16 protein-coding genes are annotated in these 16,921 nt (G+C 61.3%); 4 read left to right on the forward strand and 12 right to left on the reverse strand.

What is annotated here, in order from left to right:
• Positions 1 to 182: 182 nt before the first annotated feature.
• A complete protein-coding gene (gene rlmE / locus NGJ21_RS08830) occupies positions 183 to 809 on the reverse strand; it encodes a 23S rRNA (uridine(2552)-2'-O)-methyltransferase RlmE (RefSeq protein WP_012312646.1) in 627 nt (208 codons plus the stop codon).
• Between the two features lie 102 nt (positions 810 to 911).
• Here rlmE and yhbY point away from each other — a divergent pair, with 102 nt between their 5' ends.
• Positions 912 to 1,220, forward strand: coding sequence for a ribosome assembly RNA-binding protein YhbY (gene yhbY / locus NGJ21_RS08835; RefSeq protein ID WP_003249945.1), 309 nt, complete (start codon positions 912 to 914; stop codon positions 1,218 to 1,220).
• 12 nt (positions 1,221 to 1,232) lie between these two features.
• On the opposite strand, the gene NGJ21_RS08840 is transcribed toward yhbY, so the two are convergent.
• The 8 genes from NGJ21_RS08840 to grpE form a co-directional block, all read right to left on the reverse strand.
• Positions 1,233 to 1,682, reverse strand: coding sequence for a hypothetical protein (locus NGJ21_RS08840; RefSeq protein ID WP_012312645.1), 450 nt, complete (start codon positions 1,680 to 1,682; stop codon positions 1,233 to 1,235).
• The gene (gene greA / locus NGJ21_RS08845; RefSeq protein WP_012312644.1) at positions 1,660 to 2,142 is read right to left on the reverse strand and encodes a transcription elongation factor GreA; all 483 of its coding nucleotides are present in this window, start codon (positions 2,140 to 2,142) and stop codon (positions 1,660 to 1,662) included. Before greA ends, NGJ21_RS08840 begins: the two co-directional genes overlap by 23 nt.
• Positions 2,139 to 5,360 (reverse strand): carbamoyl-phosphate synthase large subunit, encoded by a 3,222-nt coding sequence (gene carB, locus NGJ21_RS08850; protein ID WP_012312643.1) that lies wholly within the window; start codon positions 5,358 to 5,360, stop codon positions 2,139 to 2,141. The genes greA and carB overlap by 4 nt, the downstream gene beginning before the upstream one ends.
• A 105-nt stretch (positions 5,361 to 5,465) precedes the next feature.
• Positions 5,466 to 6,602, reverse strand: a complete 1,137-nt coding sequence (carA, locus tag NGJ21_RS08855; protein WP_039602472.1) for a glutamine-hydrolyzing carbamoyl-phosphate synthase small subunit — start codon at positions 6,600 to 6,602, stop codon at positions 5,466 to 5,468.
• Between the two features lie 374 nt (positions 6,603 to 6,976).
• Complete coding sequence (gene dapB / locus NGJ21_RS08860) at positions 6,977 to 7,780, reverse strand: 4-hydroxy-tetrahydrodipicolinate reductase (protein WP_046788150.1); 804 nt, start codon at positions 7,778 to 7,780, stop codon at positions 6,977 to 6,979.
• A gap of 13 nt (positions 7,781 to 7,793) precedes the next feature.
• Complete coding sequence (gene dnaJ / locus NGJ21_RS08865; protein WP_039602362.1) at positions 7,794 to 8,918, reverse strand: molecular chaperone DnaJ; 1,125 nt, start codon at positions 8,916 to 8,918, stop codon at positions 7,794 to 7,796.
• Between the two features lie 197 nt (positions 8,919 to 9,115).
• Entirely contained in the window at positions 9,116 to 11,041 is a 1,926-nt protein-coding gene (gene dnaK, locus NGJ21_RS08870; RefSeq protein ID WP_046788149.1) for a molecular chaperone DnaK, read from the reverse strand.
• A gap of 101 nt (positions 11,042 to 11,142) precedes the next feature.
• Positions 11,143 to 11,697 carry a nucleotide exchange factor GrpE gene (gene grpE, locus NGJ21_RS08875; RefSeq protein WP_012312638.1) on the reverse strand — a complete coding sequence of 185 codons (555 nt, stop codon included), beginning with the start codon at positions 11,695 to 11,697 and terminating at the stop codon, positions 11,143 to 11,145.
• Between the two features lie 191 nt (positions 11,698 to 11,888).
• Here grpE and recN point away from each other — a divergent pair, with 191 nt between their 5' ends.
• Positions 11,889 to 13,562, forward strand: coding sequence for a DNA repair protein RecN (gene recN / locus NGJ21_RS08880; RefSeq protein ID WP_115273541.1), 1,674 nt, complete (start codon positions 11,889 to 11,891; stop codon positions 13,560 to 13,562).
• A gap of 104 nt (positions 13,563 to 13,666) precedes the next feature.
• Here recN and fur read toward each other — a convergent pair whose 3' ends face one another.
• Positions 13,667 to 14,071, reverse strand: coding sequence for a ferric iron uptake transcriptional regulator (gene fur / locus NGJ21_RS08885; protein ID WP_008096237.1), 405 nt, complete (start codon positions 14,069 to 14,071; stop codon positions 13,667 to 13,669).
• A gap of 97 nt (positions 14,072 to 14,168) precedes the next feature.
• Between fur and NGJ21_RS08890 the strand changes: the two genes are divergently transcribed.
• Positions 14,169 to 14,705: an outer membrane protein assembly factor BamE gene (locus NGJ21_RS08890; protein ID WP_046788146.1), complete on the forward strand. Its 537-nt coding sequence runs from the start codon at positions 14,169 to 14,171 to the stop codon at positions 14,703 to 14,705.
• A gap of 62 nt (positions 14,706 to 14,767) precedes the next feature.
• On the opposite strand, the gene NGJ21_RS08895 is transcribed toward NGJ21_RS08890, so the two are convergent.
• A complete protein-coding gene (locus tag NGJ21_RS08895; protein WP_012312635.1) occupies positions 14,768 to 15,202 on the reverse strand; it encodes a type II toxin-antitoxin system RatA family toxin in 435 nt (144 codons plus the stop codon).
• A gap of 162 nt (positions 15,203 to 15,364) precedes the next feature.
• Between NGJ21_RS08895 and smpB the strand changes: the two genes are divergently transcribed.
• Positions 15,365 to 15,847, forward strand: coding sequence for an SsrA-binding protein SmpB (smpB, locus tag NGJ21_RS08900; RefSeq protein ID WP_012312633.1), 483 nt, complete (start codon positions 15,365 to 15,367; stop codon positions 15,845 to 15,847).
• 161 nt (positions 15,848 to 16,008) lie between these two features.
• Here smpB and NGJ21_RS08905 read toward each other — a convergent pair whose 3' ends face one another.
• On the reverse strand, positions 16,009 to 16,776 hold the full coding sequence (locus NGJ21_RS08905; RefSeq protein ID WP_012312632.1) for an FCD domain-containing protein: 768 nt from the start codon (positions 16,774 to 16,776) through the stop codon (positions 16,009 to 16,011).
• Positions 16,777 to 16,921 lie beyond the last annotated feature (145 nt).

Below are 16,921 nucleotides of genomic sequence, written 5' to 3' on the forward strand. Positions count from 1 at the left end.
TGAGGCCGGCGCACGACGCAGCCGTGCCTCGCATGATATTCATCGCCCTAACTTACTACATTACCTACGCAACCGCAGGCACCGTCTGTAACCCTTTGTGAAATCTAGACTACACCAAGTTCGGACAATCCAGACGGGGCGGCCGATTGGAAATAACTATCGACCACCCCGCAGCACGCCATTCAAGCGCCCTTGAAACCCTTACCCAACAGGTACTGTTCACGCGAGCGATCCCGCGAAGAGGACGGCTTGCGCATCTGCACCTTGTCGAACTTGGTGCGCACATCCTTCAGGTACATGTCAAAGCCTTCGCCCTGGAAAATCTTGATCAGAAAATCACCGCCGGGCTTGAGCACACGGGTTGCCAGGTCCAGGGCCAACTCACAGAGGAACATGGCGCGCGGCATGTCCACCTCAGGCGTACCACTCATATTGGGGGCCATGTCGGAAATCACAAGGTCTACGTGCGAATCACCGACCGCATCGAGGATCTGCTGCAGGACCTCATCCTGGGTGAAGTCGCCCTGAATGAAGGTAACGTCCGGGATCGAGTCCATTTCCAGAATGTCCGAAGCGATCAGACGGCCCTGGCCACCAATCAGACGACTGGTCACCTGCGACCAGCCACCCGGCGCCGCGCCCAGGTCGATCACGCTCATGCCTGGGCGGATCAGGCGGTCTTTCTCCTGGATCTCAAGCAGTTTGTAGCTCGCACGCGAGCGGTAGCCATCCTTCTGCGCCTGCTTAACAAAAGGGTCGTTAAAATGCTCTCGCAGCCAGTTAGCGCTGCTTTTGGAACGTTGTACCACGGGGCACCTCGATGATATGCGTCGTGTTTGACTGGGCGGAGCCACAGGCCCTCGGGTAAAATGCCCGTCAATTTTACAGAATCAGACGGAAAGGGTCAGATTATGCCGCTCAATAACGAGCAGAAGAAGCAATACAAATCCATTGGTCATGACCTGAAACCGGTCCTGATCGTTGCTGGCAACGGTTTGAATGAAGGCGTGATCGCCGAACTGGAGCGCGCACTGGTCGACCACGAGCTGATCAAGGTCGAAATTCGCTCGGAAGATCGCGAAGAGCGCGCCGAGACCATCGCAGAGCTGTGCAAGGCCGGCCGCGCCGAGCTGGTGCAGACCATCGGCAAGAAAGCGCTGATCTACCGCAAGAACCCACAGCCGAACAAACAGCTGTCCAACATCCACCGCTACAAGTAACGGTGGCGCCGATCAGTGGCGCGCTTGGCGCGCCCTGACCGGTACCGGTTGAGCCACCAGCACGATGCCGGAAAAACCCAGAACCAGAAAACAGAACATCTGCCAGCGCTCGCCGACCGAGATGCCATAGCGCAAGGTGTAATACCCCACGCAGGCCGCAAAGCCCAGCAACAGCATCTGGCCACGAAATTGCCGCCACCAGGCCGCCAGGCCATCGACCCTCGCCAGTACTGCCAGCTGCGTCAGCAGCCCGAGCAACGCCACGCCAATCAACCAACGGTCAATCTGCCCGGCGATATCCTGTACCAGCAAAGGTGCCAGGCCACTGACCTTGAGCGCAGGCACCAGCCCAACATGGAACACCCAAAGGCCACCGACCCAGAAAACCTGGGCCAGTTGCCAGAGGATCCCCTCAAGGGATGGCGCCCGCAGGCGCCGGTCAGATGTGCTTGACTTCGACAATCTCGTACTCGACCGAGCCGCTTGGCGTCTTGACGACGACAGTATCACCTTCTTCCTTGCCGATGATGGCACGGGCGATCGGTGCGCCGCTCGAGAGCTTGCCTTGCTTCACGTCGGCTTCATCCTCACCAACGATCTGGTAGCTCACCTCTTCATCGGTTTCAGTGTTGGCCAGCACCACAGTGGTGCCGAAAATCACTTTGCCGGTGTGAGGGATAGTGGTCACGTCGATCACTACCGAGTTCTGCAGACGGCCTTCGATGTCGCGGATACGCGCCTCGACCATGCCCTGCTCCTCACGGGCGGCATGGTATTCGGCATTTTCCTTGAGGTCGCCCAGTTCGCGCGCTTCGCCAATGGCCTGGCTCAGGCGCGGGCGCTCGGTCTTGCTCAGGAACAGGTGCTCCTCTTCCAGGGCGCGAGCGCCCTGAACGGTCATCGGATACTTGGTAATGCTCATGCTTTAAGTCCTGCATGCAGATCCTGCAAGCGACGAACGGTCTTTTCAGGGCCGAATTTCAGCGCTTCGCAGATGGCTTCACCAGCCGCAATGGTCGTGGTGCAGTAAATCTTGTGCTGCAACGCATTGCGACGAATCGAATAGGAATCGGCAATCGACTGACGGCCTTCGGTGGTGTTGATGATCAACGACACTTCGTCGTTCTTGATCATGTCGACCACGTGCGGACGGCCTTCGGTCACCTTGTTCACGCGGCGCACTTTCAGGCCAGCCGCCTCGATGACCTTGGCGGTACCTGCAGTAGCGACCACTTCGAAGCCCAGGGCGATCAGGTCACGGGCAACTCCAGCCACTTGCGGCTTGTCGTCGTCACGTACGCTGATGAACGCGGTACCGCCCGTTGGCAGCACTTCGCTGGCACCCATCTGAGCCTTGGCGAACGCTTCACCGAAGCTGTCACCGACACCCATGACTTCACCGGTCGATTTCATCTCAGGGCCGAGGATCGGGTCAACCCCCGGGAACTTGGCGAACGGGAAGACGGCTTCCTTGACGCTGTAGAAGTTCGGGATGATTTCCTGGGTGAAGCCCAGCTCTTTCAGGGTTTTGCCAGCCATGACGCGGGCAGCGATCATCGCCAGGGAAGTGCCGATGCACTTGGACACGAACGGCACGGTACGCGAGGCGCGCGGGTTGACTTCGATCACGTAGATCTTGTCGCCCTGCAAGGCCAACTGCACGTTCATCAGGCCAACCACGCCCAGCTCCAGGGCCATCTTGCGTACCTGATCGCGAACCTGGTCCTGCACGTCCTTGCTCAGCGAGTAAGGCGGCAGCGAGCACGCCGAGTCACCGGAGTGAACGCCGGCCTGCTCGATGTGCTGCATGATCGCGCCGATCACCACGTCGGTGCCGTCGCAGACCGCATCCACGTCCATCTCGATGGCGCAGTTGAGGAAGTGGTCCAGCAGTACCGGGCTGTCGTTGGACACTTGCACGGCTTCACGCAGGTAGCGCTTGAGCTCGTCCAGTTCGTAGACGATCTCCATCGCACGGCCGCCCAGTACGTAGGAAGGGCGCACCACCAGCGGGTAACCGATACCGCCCGCGGCACGGATGGCTTCTTCTTCGCTGCGCACGGTAGCGTTTGGCGGCTGCAGCAGGTTCAGGCGCTGAACCATCTGCTGGAAGCGCTCACGGTCTTCGGCACGGTCGATGGCGTCCGGGCTGGTACCGATGATCGGTACGCCGGCCTCTTCCAGGGCGCGAGCCAGTTTCAGCGGGGTCTGGCCGCCGTAGTGGACGATGACACCCTTTGGTTTCTCGACGCGGCAGACTTCCAGCACGTCTTCCAGGGTCAACGGCTCGAAGTACAGGCGGTCGGAGGTGTCGTAGTCGGTGGAGACGGTTTCCGGGTTGCAGTTGACCATGATGGTCTCGTAACCGTCTTCACGCAGTGCCAGTGCCGCGTGCACGCAGCAATAGTCGAACTCGATGCCTTGACCGATACGGTTAGGGCCGCCACCCAGAATCATGATCTTGTCGCGGGTCGACGGGTTGGCCTCGCACTCTTCCTCGTAGGTGGAGTACAGGTAGGCGGTGTCGGTGGCGAACTCGGCAGCGCAGGTGTCGACGCGCTTGTACACCGGGAACACTTCCAGCTTGTGGCGGTGACGGCGCAGGTTCTTGTCGGTGATGCCGAGCAGCTTGGCCAGACGCTGGTCCGAGAAGCCCTTGCGCTTGAGGCGCAGCATATAGTCCTTGTCGATCGCCGACAGGGCCAGGGTCTTGACCTTCTCTTCTTCCTTGATCAGGTCTTCCATCTGAACCAGGAACCACATGTCGATGCCGGTCAGGGCGAAGATCTCTTCGCAGGTCATACCCGAACGCATGGCGTCAGCCACGTACCAGATGCGCTCGGCGCCCGGCACGGTCAGCTCGCGCTTGAGGATGCCAGCGGCTTCCGGGCTGGCCAGGTCGACTTTAGGGTCGAGACCGCAAGCACCGACTTCCAGGCCACGCAGGGCTTTCTGCAGGGATTCCTGGAAGGTACGGCCGATGGCCATGACTTCACCCACGGACTTCATCTGGGTGGTCAGGCGGGCGTCGGCTTTCGGGAATTTCTCGAAGGCGAAGCGTGGCAGCTTGGTGACGACGTAGTCGATCGACGGCTCGAAGGACGCCGGGGTACGGCCGCCAGTGATGTCGTTCTGCAGTTCGTCCAGGGTGTAACCAATGGCCAGCTTGGCGGCGATCTTGGCGATCGGGAAGCCAGTTGCCTTGGAAGCCAGCGCCGAGGAACGCGAAACACGCGGGTTCATCTCGATCACGACCATGCGGCCGGTGTTCGGGCAGATACCGAACTGCACGTTGGAACCGCCGGTTTCAACGCCAATTTCACGCAGCACCGCCAGCGAGGCGTTGCGCATGATCTGGTATTCCTTGTCGGTCAGGGTCTGCGCCGGAGCAACGGTGATCGAGTCACCGGTGTGCACGCCCATCGGGTCGAAGTTTTCGATCGAGCAGACGATGATGCAGTTGTCCTTTTTGTCGCGGACCACTTCCATCTCGTACTCTTTCCAGCCGATCAGCGATTCGTCGATCAGCAGCTCTTTGGTCGGCGACAGGTCCAGACCACGGGTGCAGATTTCTTCGAACTCTTCACGGTTGTAAGCGATACCACCACCTGTGCCACCCATGGTGAACGACGGGCGGATGATGCATGGGAAGCCAAGCTTCTCAAGGACCGCATTGGCCTCTTCCATGCTGTGGGCGATACCGGAGCGCGGGCACTCCAGGCCGATGTCCTTCATGGCCTTGTCGAAGCGCGAGCGGTCTTCGGCCTTGTCGATGGTGTCGGCGTTGGCACCGATCATCTCTACGCCGAACTTCTCCAGAACGCCGTGGCGCTCCAGGTCCAGGGCGCAGTTCAGTGCGGTCTGGCCACCCATGGTCGGCAATACGGCGTCCGGGCGTTCTTTTTCGATGATCTTGGCCACCGACTGCCACTTGATCGGCTCGATGTAGGTGGCGTCGGCCATGGCCGGGTCGGTCATGATGGTGGCTGGGTTGGAGTTCACCAGGATGACGCGGAAACCTTCCTCGCGCAGGGCTTTACAGGCCTGGGCGCCGGAGTAGTCGAATTCGCAGGCCTGGCCGATCACGATCGGGCCAGCGCCGAGAATCAGGATGCTTTTGATGTCTGTACGTTTTGGCATGGTGGTCACTCAAATCCGGGGTCAGTCGGCAAGCCGCTTTGAACAATCTGGGTCAGGCGCTTCCGGGCGCGGCAGGTGCCGGCCCGGGGCCTTGAAGCAGGATGCTCAGCGGCGCTTGGCCATGGCATCGGTGAAACGATCGAACAGTGGCGCGACGTCGGTCGGGCCCGGGCTCGCTTCAGGGTGGCCCTGGAAGCTGAACGCGCTCTTGTCGGTACGCTCGATACCCTGCAGGGTGCCGTCGAACAGCGACTTGTGGATGGCGCGGACGTTACCCGGCAGGGTGGCTTCGTCTACGGCGAAACCGTGGTTCTGGCTGGTGATCATGACCACACCGGTGTCCAGGTCCTGGACCGGGTGGTTGGCACCATGGTGGCCGTGGCCCATTTTCACGGTCTTGGCGCCAGAGGCCAGCGCCAGCAGCTGGTGGCCCAGGCAGATGCCGAACACCGGAATATCGGTGTCGAGGATCTCTTTGATCGCCTGGATCGCGTAGTCGCATGGCTCTGGATCACCAGGGCCGTTGGACAGGAACACACCATCGGGGTTGAGCGCGAGCACTTCGCTGGCCGGGGTCTGGGCAGGCACCACGGTCACGCGGCAGCCACGGGCGACCAACATGCGCAGGATGTTCAGCTTGACGCCGTAGTCGAAGGCAACAACGTGGTACGGCAGCTCGGAAGCTTCCAGGGTCGGGTGGCTGTCGGTTTTCAGCTCCCAAACGCTGGAGCGCCACTCGTAACGCTCCTTGGTGGAAACGACCTTGGCCAGGTCCATGCCCTTGAGGCCAGGGAAGGCGCGGGCAGCGGCGATGGCGGCTTCTTCGCTGATGTTGTCACCGGCGAGGATGCAGCCGTTCTGAGCGCCCTTTTCACGCAGGATACGGGTCAGGCGACGGGTGTCGATGCCGGCGATGGCAACGACATTGTTGGCCTTGAGGTAGTCAGGCAGCGACTGGGTGTTACGCCAGTTGCTGGCCAGCAGCGGCAGGTCACGGATGACCAGGCCGGCGGACCAGACACGGTTCGACTCGGCGTCTTCCGGGGTGGTGCCGGTGTTGCCAATGTGCGGGTAGGTCAGAGTAACGATTTGCTGCGCGTAGGAAGGGTCTGTAAGGATTTCCTGGTAGCCGGTCATAGCGGTGTTGAACACCACCTCACCAACGGTCTGACCGTCGGCTCCGATGGCTTCACCGCGAAAAATACTGCCGTCGGCAAGGGCGAGTATGGCTGGCTTTGTCAAGAAGACCTCCCGTAAATCAAGCATGAAAGGGCGATCGCAGGTTGCAAAAAAGCGGAGTGACGTATGGACACGTCACCCCGCTTCTATGTGCTGAATTCAATTCGCTGCGCGCTTTTAGTGGACACACTAAAGCTGTAGCTTACAGAAAAGTGCTTTTTTGGTCTACCGCAAATGTGCCTCTAAAACACATGATTGCGACAGGCTGACCTTCTTGGGCAATGAACACGCGCGTAGGAGCGGCCTTGTGTCGCGAAAGGGTCGCAAAGCGGCCCCAGGATATCAGCGGCGCCACAGATATCCTGGGACTGCTGAGCAGTCCTTTCGCGACACAAGGCCGCTCCTACCAGGGATCACATGTAGCCCGAGGGAACGGCTTAACGCAGCTCCAGCACATCCTGCATGTCGTACAAGCCCGCCTCGCGCCCATCCAGCCACAGCGCGGCACGCACCGCACCCTTGGCGAAGGTCATGCGGCTGGAAGCCTTGTGGGTGATTTCCAGGCGCTCACCTTCAGCGGCGAACAGCACGGTGTGGTCACCGACCACATCGCCGGCACGCACGGTGGCAAAGCCGATGGTCTGGCGATCACGCGCGCCCGTCTGGCCCTCACGACCATACACCGCCACTTCCTGCAGATCACGGCCCAGGGCATTGGCAACCACCTCACCCATGCGCAGCGCAGTGCCTGACGGCGCGTCGACCTTGTGCCGGTGGTGCGCCTCGATGATCTCGATGTCGACATCATCGCCCAGCACACGCGCCGCCATGTCCAGCAACTTCAGGCTGAGGTTGACGCCTACGCTGAAGTTGGCGGCGAAGACGATCGGGATATCCTTGCCCGCCTCGGCCAGCAGCTGCTTCTCCTCGCTGGTGAAACCGGTGGTGCCGATGATCATCGCCTTGCCATGCTTGCGGCAGAACGCCAGGTTCTTCAGGGTCACCGAAGGGTGAGTGAAGTCGATCAGCACGTCGAATTCGTCGGCAACCTTGGCCAGGTCATCCGACAACAGCACACCGATCCGACCGAGCGCCGCCAACTCACCGGCATCCGCACCGACCAGCGAGCTGTCCGGGCGGTCGATCGCCGCCGTCAGCCCGGCACCCGGGGTTTGCTGCACGGCTTCGATCAGGGTCTTGCCCATCCGCCCTGCCGCGCCCATCACTGCAATACGTCGCATAGCCTGTTCCTTGTCAGAGATCGCCGAAGAAGCGCTTCACGCCATCGAACCAGCCATTGGCCTTGGGCGAGTGGGAGCTGTCGCCTTCGAGCGAGTCGCGCAGCTCTTCGAGCAGTTCACGCTGGCGACGGCTGAGGTTGACCGGGGTCTCGACCGCAACGCGGCACAGCAGGTCACCCGCACCACCACCACGCACCGGTGCCACACCCTTGCCACGCAGGCGGAACTGCTTGCCGGTCTGCGTGCCTTCCGGGATCTTCAGCTTCACACGACCATCGAGGGTCGGCACTTCCAGCTCGCCACCCAGAGCGGCATCGGTATAGCTGATAGGCACTTCGCAATACAGGTGCTTGCCGTCACGCTGGAAAATCTCGTGCTCACGCACGTTGATCACCACGTAAAGGTCGCCGGTCGGGCCACCATGGGTGCCTGCCTCGCCTTCGCCGGACAGGCGGATGCGGTCGCCAGTGTCGACGCCGGCCGGCACCTTGACCGACAGGGTCTTGTATTCCTCGACACGGCCTTCACCGTGGCACGAACCGCAAGGGTCGGTGATGATCTTGCCCTGGCCATGGCAGCGCGGGCAGGTCTGCTGCACCGAGAAGAAGCCCTGCTGCATGCGCACCTGGCCGATACCGCCGCACGTCGGGCAGGTCGACGGGGTCGAACCCTTCTTCGCACCACTGCCGTCACAAGGCTGGCAGTTGACCAGGGTCGGCACCCGAATGCTGACCGTGGTGCCGCGCACGGCTTCTTCCAGGTTCAGCTCCAGGGTGTAGCGCAGGTCGCTGCCGCGCGAAGCGCCACCACGACCACCGCCACGACCACCACCGAAGAAGTCACTGAACACATCGCCAAAGATGTCGGAGAAGTTGGCGCCACCGAAGCCTGCACCGCCGCCACCCATGCTCGGGTCGACGCCGGCGTGACCATACTGGTCGAACGCCGCCCGCTTGCTCGCGTCAGACAGTACTTCGTAGGCCTCGTTGGCCTCCTTGAACTTGTCTTCGGACTCTTTGTCGCCCGGGTTGCGGTCCGGGTGGTACTTCATCGCCAGGCGGCGATAAGCCTTTTTCAGGTCTGCTTCACTGGCGCCGCGCTCGACACCCAGGACCTCATAATAATCACGCTTGGACATAGGTCATTTGCACCTTGTTGGGCGTTCGGCATCCGCGCCGCGCCGTCAGCACCCGCCTGAAGACCCGATGCGGCCCAGACAAATGCTGTAAAAATTCTCGAATTCCAGATACGCCAACGCGGGAGCAAGCCCCCGCGCGGCGACATCCTACCAGCTCACCGCCAAACGGCGGTGGGCTGGCCGACAACATGCAACGATTACTTCTTGTCGTCGCCTTTCACTTCTTCGAACTCGGCGTCAACCACGTCATCGTGCTTGGCTTCCGGCTCGGCCTGCTGAGCGCCGCCCTGAGGCTGTTCGGCCGACTGCTCGGCGTACATCTTCTGGGCTACCGGCGCGGAGACCTTGGACAGCTCTTCGACCTTGGCATCGATGGCAGCCTTGTCATCGCCCTTCACAGCGGCTTCCAGAGCAACCACAGCCGCTTCGATGGCAGTCTTCTCTTCGGCAGTGACCTTGTCACCGGCGTCAGCGACCATCTTGCGGGTCGAGTGAACCAGCGCGTCACCCTGGTTGCGGGCAGCGGCCAGCTCTTCGAACTTACGGTCTTCCTCGGCATTGGCCTCGGCGTCACGCACCATTTTTTCGATCTCTTCGTCGGACAGACCGGAGTTGGCCTTGATCACGATCGACTGGGTCTTGCCGGTGGCCTTGTCTTTGGCGCCGACGTGCAGGATGCCGTTGGCATCAATGTCGAAGGTCACTTCGATCTGCGGAACACCACGCGGTGCTGGCGGGATGTCAGCCAGGTCGAACTTGCCCAGCGACTTGTTCTGCGAAGCCTGCTTGCGCTCACCCTGCAGCACATGAATGGTCACTGCGCCCTGGTTGTCGTCGGCAGTCGAGAACACCTGCGACTTCTTGGTCGGAATGGTGGTGTTCTTCTCGATCAGCGGGGTCATCACGCCGCCCATGGTTTCGATACCCAGGGTCAGCGGGCTGACGTCCAGCAGCAGTACGTCTTTCACGTCACCGGCCAGTACGGCACCCTGGATGGCAGCGCCCATGGCAACTGCTTCGTCCGGGTTGACGTCCTTGCGGGCTTCCTTGCCGAAGAAATCGGCAACGGCCTTCTGAACCAGCGGCATACGGGTCTGGCCACCGACCAGGATCACGTCGTCGATCTTGCTGGCGTCGATGCCTGCGTCTTTCAGGGCGATGCGGCAAGGCTCGATGGTACGGTTGACCAGGTCTTCCACCAGCGACTCCAGCTTGGCGCGGGAGATCTTCACGTTCAGGTGCTTCGGACCGGTCGCATCTGCAGTGATGTACGGCAGGTTGACGTCGGTCGACTGAGCGGAGGACAGTTCGATCTTGGCCTTTTCCGCGGCTTCTTTCAGACGCTGCAGGGCCAGAGGGTCGTTCTTCAGGTCCATGCCCGACTCTTTCTTGAACTCGTCGACGAGGTAGTCGATCAGGCGCATGTCGAAGTCTTCGCCACCCAGGAAGGTGTCGCCGTTGGTGGCCAGCACTTCGAACTGGTGCTCACCGTCAACTTCGGCGATTTCGATGACCGATACGTCGAAGGTACCGCCACCCAGGTCATAAACGATGACAGTGTGGTCGCCCTTGGCCTTGTCCATGCCATAGGCCAGCGCAGCAGCGGTCGGTTCGTTGATGATGCGCTTTACGTCCAGGCCCGCGATGCGACCGGCGTCTTTGGTGGCCTGACGCTGGCTGTCGTTGAAGTAGGCCGGAACGGTGATGACCGCTTCGGTGACTGGCTCGCCGAGGTAGTCTTCGGCGGTCTTCTTCATCTTTTTCAGAACTTCGGCGCTGATCTGCGGCGGCGCCATTTCCTTGCCGGCAGCCTCGACCCAGGCGTCACCGTTGTTAGCCTTGACGATCTTGTACGGCACCAGCTTGATGTCTTTCTGCACGACATCTTCTTCGAAGCGGCGGCCGATGAGGCGCTTCACTGCGAACAGGGTGTTGTGCGGGTTGGTGACGGCCTGGCGCTTGGCCGACTGGCCAACCAGGATTTCGCCATCATTGGCGTAGGCCACGATCGAAGGGGTGGTACGCGCACCTTCGGCGTTTTCGATGACCTTGACGTTACCGTTTTCCAGAATGGAGACGCACGAGTTGGTGGTCCCCAGGTCGATACCGATGATTTTGCCCATGTTTACTCTCCCGAAACTTGAATTTGGTAGCAGCGACTACTTTGGCCAACTGCGGTAATACTTGAAGGCTTGACACCTAGATGGGGATGGCCCGTCAGATTTCAAGCCTTTTCATCGATCGAAGGCTGCGGCGCGCTCGGCGCCTTGCTGACCACCACCATGGCAGGGCGCAGCAGGCGGCCGTTGAGCAGGTAGCCCTTCTGGAACACGTTCAGCACGCTGTTGGGCTCTACCTCGGCGCTTTCCTGCATGGCCATGGCCTGATGGTGCTCGGCATTGAACGGCTGGCCGTGCGGGTCGATGGCTTCGAGGTTGTAACGCTTGAGGGTGTCCTGGAACATCTTGAGGGTCAGTTCGACGCCTTCACGGATCTTCTTGACCTGCTCATCTTCAGCGCTGGAGTGCGCCAGAGCCAGCTCCAAGCTGTCGATCACCGGCAACAGGTCGCCGGCAAACTTCTCCAGGGCGAATTTGTGCGCCTTCTCGACATCCTGCTCGGCGCGGCGACGCACGTTCTGCAGGTCGGCGACGGCACGCAGGGACTGATCCTTGGCGGCGGCCAGCTGCTCCTCGAGCTCTTGAACGCGGGCGCCGTTATCCACTGCACCAGCCTCTTCGGCGTTAAGGTCTTTCTCATTCAGCTGTTCGTCAGCCATGGGGTCTCTCCTCCGCAATCTCTGTAGTACGAGCAAAGCTCGCCGTGTCTGCCGGCTATATGGGGCCGGAAAAATCAGCTTCAAGGGGCAAAGCGGTTTTCAGGTCGACGATGGAAACTGCGAGCAGGCATTGGCAGGCTCGAAAAAAGTACTGTATAAATAACCAGACCTGACTTCTCGGGAGCCGCCCCATGCTGGTGCATCTGTCCATTCACAACTACGCCATCGTCGAACACCTCGATCTCGAACTCGCCCGCGGCATGTCCGTCATCACCGGCGAGACCGGCGCAGGCAAATCGATCATGCTCGACGCCCTCGGCCTGGCCCTTGGTGATCGCGCCGACAGCGGCGTGGTGCGCCCTGGCGCGGACAAGGCGGACATCCTGGCCACCTTCGATCTGGTGGATATCCCCGAAGCGCACACCTGGCTGGCCGAGCGCGACCTGAACAACGACGGCCTTTGCATCCTGCGCCGTGTCATCACTGCCGAAGGCCGCAGCCGCGGCTACATAAACGGCACGCCCTGCCCACTGGGTGACCTGAAGGCGCTCGGTGAACTGCTGATCGACATTCACAGCCAGCATGAGCATCAGTCGCTACTCAAGACCGACACCCACCGCCGCCTGCTCGACGAATATGCCGGCGCCATCGACCTGTCCCGCCAGGTCCAGTTGGCCGCAAAGCGCTGGAACCAGACCCGCCTGGAGCTCGAGCGCCTGTCCAACTCCGGCGATGAGCAGCGCGCACGCCACCAGTTGCTCAGCTATCAGCTGGAAGAGCTCGACAACCTTGGCCTGGGTGAAAACGAACTGGAGCAGCTGGAGCAGGAACACAAGAACCTGACCAACGCTGAGGCCCTGTTCGGCATCTGCCGCCAGGTCATCGACCAATGCAGCGAAAGCGACTCAGGCAATGTGCTAGGCGCCCTCACCTCCAGCCTCAATCGCCTGGGCGCCGCAGCCAACACCCCCAAGGCGCTGGGTGAAGCCGCCAACCTCATCGCCAGCGCACAGATCCAGATAGAAGAAGCCGTAGGCGAACTCAACCGCTTCCTCGACAATTTCGACGCCGACCCCATGCGCCTGCAGGCCCTGGAAGAGCGCCTCGACACCATCTACACCCTGGCGCGCAAACATCGCGTGCACCCGACCGAACTGCCCCACCTGCAGCAGCAGTTGATGGAGGAGCTGGAAGGCCTGAATGCCAGCGACGAATCCATAGAGCGCCTGGGCGAAGAACTGTCGGCCTATGCCAAGCACTATCAGGAAAGGGCGATCGAGTTGAGCGCCCTGCGCCAGCAGGCGGCCCAGCAGCTCGCCATCGCGGTCGAACAGGAGATCCAGCGCCTGGGCATGCCTGGCGGGCGGTTCTGCATCGAACTCACACCCAACGAAAGCAGCGACCTGTCGCCACACGGCCTGGAGCAGATAGAGCTGCTGGTGAGCGCCAACCCCGGGCAGCCGCTCAAAGGTTTGGCCAAGGTGGCCTCAGGTGGCGAACTGTCACGGATCAGCCTGGCGATCCAGGTCATCACGGCGCAAACCTCACGCATCCCGACACTGGTCTTCGATGAGGTTGACGTGGGCATCGGTGGCCCGACGGCCGAGATCGTCGGCCAGCTACTGCGCCGCCTCGGTGAGCGCGGCCAGGTGCTGACCGTCACCCACCTGCCGCAGGTCGCGGCGCAGGGCCATCATCATTTGTTCGTGCACAAGGTGCGCAATAGCGACACCACGCACACTGCCGTGGCCAGCCTTGGCAAGCGCGAGCGGGTCGAGGAAGTGGCGCGGATGCTGGGCGGGATCGACCTGACCAAGGAATCGCTGGCGCATGCGCGCAAGATGGTGGTGTCCGGTAAGGCGTGATACTTGGCGTCATCGCCGACAGCCGGCTCACGCAGCTACCCCTGCAGCAGAAAGCACAAAGGCGACCCCAGGGTCGCCTTTGCTCTTAATAACGACCGAAATCGTTACTTTTTCTTACGCACGTAGAGGACCAGATTGTGGTCCACCAGCTCGTAGCCATGCTCGGCCACGATCTCTTTTTGGCGCCGCTCGATTTCGGCGTCCATGAATTCGATGACTTCACTGGTCTCCACGTTGACCATATGGTCGTGGTGACCGCCGTCCGCCAGCTCGAAAACTGCGTGACCGCCATCGAAGTTGTGCCGTACCACTAGTCCAGCAGCCTCGAACTGGGTGAGTACGCGATAAACGGTTGCCAGGCCGACGTCCTCGCCAGCCTCCATCAGCGCCTTGTAGACATCCTCGGCGCTCATGTGACGTTGCTCGGTCGAGTCGAGCATCTGAAGGATCTTGACTCGAGGCAGTGTCACCTTGAGACCGGCTTTGCGCAATTCGCTATTTTCAACCATGGTCAGCTTTCTCGCCGATGCTGCTTCGCAGCTTCTCTTAATACGGGTATGATCGGGGTTTACGTTGTCCAGCCAAGATAGTGGAAGTCGCCCACCGATGCAAAACAACACCAAGCTCTTGCTAACCAGCCTCACCTTCGTGGGACTGCTCGCACTCGCCGGTTGCTCGTTTCCCGGGGTTTACAAAATCGACATCCAGCAGGGCAATGTCGTTACGCAAGACATGATAGACCAATTACGCCCCGGAATGACCCGCCGGCAAGTAAGGTTTATCATGGGCAACCCTCTGCTCCAGGATACTTTCAACACCAATCGTTGGGATTACCTGTACAGCCTGCAACCTGGTGGCGGCCAACGCCAGCAGGAGCGCATGAGCATCTTCTTCAACGACAGCGACCAACTGGTCAGCCTGTCGGGTGACTTCATGCCAGGCGTGAGCCGCGACCAGGAAATCCTGGGCGGCAGCGGTGATACCACGGTCAGCCCGGCCACCCAGCCAGGCCAGCCAGCGTCGCAACCGGAAGAGAAGCCGGCCAAACCTGGTTCGGTGGAAGAATCCATCCAGCGCGAGATCGACACCATCGAGACCACACCGGTGCCGACACCTGCCCCGCTGGAAACCTCGCCGCAGTAAATGCAGGCGCAAAAAAAGCCCGGATCAGTCCGGGCTTTTTTGTGCCTGATGACTTGGCAGCATCACGTATTGAGCTGCTTGGCACGCTGGCAGAACGCATCCACCAGCGTGTTGGCGGCCTGATTGAACAGCGGCCCCAGGGTCGCCCGCACAATCGGCCCGGCGTAATCGAAGGACAGGTCCAGGCTGATCTTGCAGGCTTTTTCACCCAGTGCCTTGAACACCCACACGCCGTGCAGCTGGGTGAACGGCCCTTCTTCCAGGTTCATCTCGATGGACTGCCCCGGCACCAGCACATTGCGGGTCACGAACTGCTGGCTCATGCCCCCTTTGGCCACCTCCAGCTTGGCGCGCATGTGCGTGTCACTGGCTTCGAGCACCGTCGAAGCCGAGCACCAGGGCAGGAACTGCGGGTAGCTGGCTACATCATTGACCAGGTCGTACAGCGCCTGGGCAGGGTACGGCAGCAGGGCGGAGCGTTGAATATGGGTAGTCATCCAGGCGTCACTTCCAAGGCTGGGTGGCGGGCTTCGCAGCGTGCCAAAAACAGGTTCTGTGCGTAAGACAGGGCCTGTATTGTCCGGTATTCATTGCGGTGGCTCAAGCGCACCTAAATCCCGTAGCCGACCACGCGGTGACTTGCCTATAATGCCGCCCCTATGGCTAAACAAAAGAAACATCCGACCGGGACCATCGCGCAAAACAAAAAGGCGCGACACGATTACTTCATCGAACACAAGTTCGAGGCCGGGCTGGTCCTGTCCGGTTGGGAAGTAAAAAGCCTGCGGGCCGGCAAGGCGCACCTGACCGACAGCTACGTGCTGCTCAAGGATGGCGAAGCCTGGCTGTTCGGCAGCCACATCACCCCGCTGACCACTGCCAGCACCCACGTCATCGCCGACCCCATCCGCTCGCGCAAGCTGCTGCTGAACAAGCGCGAGCTGGAGCGTGTGGAAGCTGCGGTGGCGCAGAAGGGCTACACCTGTGTGGCCCTGGCGCTGTACTGGAGCAAGCACCTGATCAAGTGCGAGATTGCGCTTGGCAAGGGCAAGAAGGAATTCGACAAGCGCGACACCGTGCGCGAACGCGATTCCAACCGCGAGCTGCAGCGTGCGGTGCGCAACAAGGGCAAGGAAGACTAATTCCCGCCCTTGCGCGGCCGCCGTAGGAGCGGCCTTGTGTCGCGAAAGGGCTGCGTAGCAGCCCCAGCTTTCTGCGGCGCTGCCGAGATCCCTGGGGCCGCTGCGCGGCCCTTTCGCGACGCAAGGCCGCTCCTACAGGGCGCGCATTCAGCGGCAACCGATCAGCGCCCGCTGCGCCGCTCTGCCCGCGCTACGCGCTGGGCTTCGTTCTGCGCCTCTTCCAGCACCTCCTGCACATACAGAATGTGCCGGCTGGACACCTCCCGCGCATCGTCAGCCCTGCCCTCGACGATCGCCTGGTACAACTCACGGTGCTGGCTGATCAGCATGTCCCGCGTCTCGGTACGCTGCTGGTACATGCCCCCGATGTTGGTCACCACGTTGCGCTTTAGCAGGTCGAACAGCCCGCGAATGGTATGCAGCAGCACGGCATTGTGGCTGGCTTCGGCAATCGCCAGGTGGAATCGCGCATCCGCCGCGCCCTCCTCTGCACGCGTGACCTGGTCAGCCCGCGCATAACAGTCCTGCAGGGTGTCGAATGCAGCCTTGAGGCGCGCCCGATCTGGCTCGGTGGCGCGCTGGGCAGCGTAGTAGGCGCATGACGCCTCCAGGGTGTGACGGAACTCGAGCAAATCGCGCTGCGCCTCGGCGCTGTGCTCCAGCAACTGCAGCAACGGGTCACTGAAGGTTGAACCGAGCGATTCGGCCACATAGTTACCGCCACCCTGCCGGCTGACCAACAGCCCCTTGGCCACCAGCTTCTGGATCGCCTCGCGCAGTGAGGGGCGCGACACACCGAACTGCTCGGCCAGGGCGCGCTCGGCCGGCAGCCGCTGGCCTGAGGTCAGCGTGCCTTCGAGAATCATCCCTTCCAACCGATCGACGATGTCGTCGGACAGGCGCCGCTGGCGGACCTGATCAAAAACCATCACATGCTCTCCACAAACCCCCGGCAAAGTTCAGGGGGGCGTCTATTCTCGCCGATCCAAGCCACGCCGACACCCATCAGGCGACGATTTTCAAACACCATCAGCCGCCCGCTCATCGGCACACGACCAAAGTTTTGCACAGGAC

Origin of the sequence: Pseudomonas sp. Marseille-Q5299 (assembly GCF_943737035.1) — a bacterium.
Taxonomy (GTDB): domain Bacteria; phylum Pseudomonadota; class Gammaproteobacteria; order Pseudomonadales; family Pseudomonadaceae; genus Aquipseudomonas; species Aquipseudomonas putida_E.

Excerpts from the sequence above, each read along its gene's own strand:
- dapB (WP_046788150.1), bottom strand. The coding sequence starts at position 7,780 with ATGCGACGTATTGCAGTGATGGGCGCGGCAGGGCGGATGGGCAAGACC.
- smpB (WP_012312633.1), top strand. The coding sequence starts at position 15,365 with ATGGCTAAACAAAAGAAACATCCGACCGGGACCATCGCGCAAAACAAA.
- carB (WP_012312643.1), bottom strand. The coding sequence starts at position 5,360 with ATGCCAAAACGTACAGACATCAAAAGCATCCTGATTCTCGGCGCTGGC.
- dnaJ (WP_039602362.1), bottom strand. The coding sequence starts at position 8,918 with ATGTCCAAGCGTGATTATTATGAGGTCCTGGGTGTCGAGCGCGGCGCC.
- greA (WP_012312644.1), bottom strand. The coding sequence starts at position 2,142 with ATGAGCATTACCAAGTATCCGATGACCGTTCAGGGCGCTCGCGCCCTG.
- yhbY (WP_003249945.1), top strand. The coding sequence starts at position 912 with ATGCCGCTCAATAACGAGCAGAAGAAGCAATACAAATCCATTGGTCAT.
- grpE (WP_012312638.1), bottom strand. The coding sequence starts at position 11,697 with ATGGCTGACGAACAGCTGAATGAGAAAGACCTTAACGCCGAAGAGGCT.
- NGJ21_RS08905 (WP_012312632.1), bottom strand. The coding sequence starts at position 16,776 with ATGGTTTTTGATCAGGTCCGCCAGCGGCGCCTGTCCGACGACATCGTC.
- NGJ21_RS08895 (WP_012312635.1), bottom strand. The coding sequence starts at position 15,202 with ATGACTACCCATATTCAACGCTCCGCCCTGCTGCCGTACCCTGCCCAG.
- NGJ21_RS08890 (WP_046788146.1), top strand. The coding sequence starts at position 14,169 with ATGCAAAACAACACCAAGCTCTTGCTAACCAGCCTCACCTTCGTGGGA.
- dnaK (WP_046788149.1), bottom strand. The coding sequence starts at position 11,041 with ATGGGCAAAATCATCGGTATCGACCTGGGGACCACCAACTCGTGCGTC.
- fur (WP_008096237.1), bottom strand. The coding sequence starts at position 14,071 with ATGGTTGAAAATAGCGAATTGCGCAAAGCCGGTCTCAAGGTGACACTG.
- recN (WP_115273541.1), top strand. The coding sequence starts at position 11,889 with ATGCTGGTGCATCTGTCCATTCACAACTACGCCATCGTCGAACACCTC.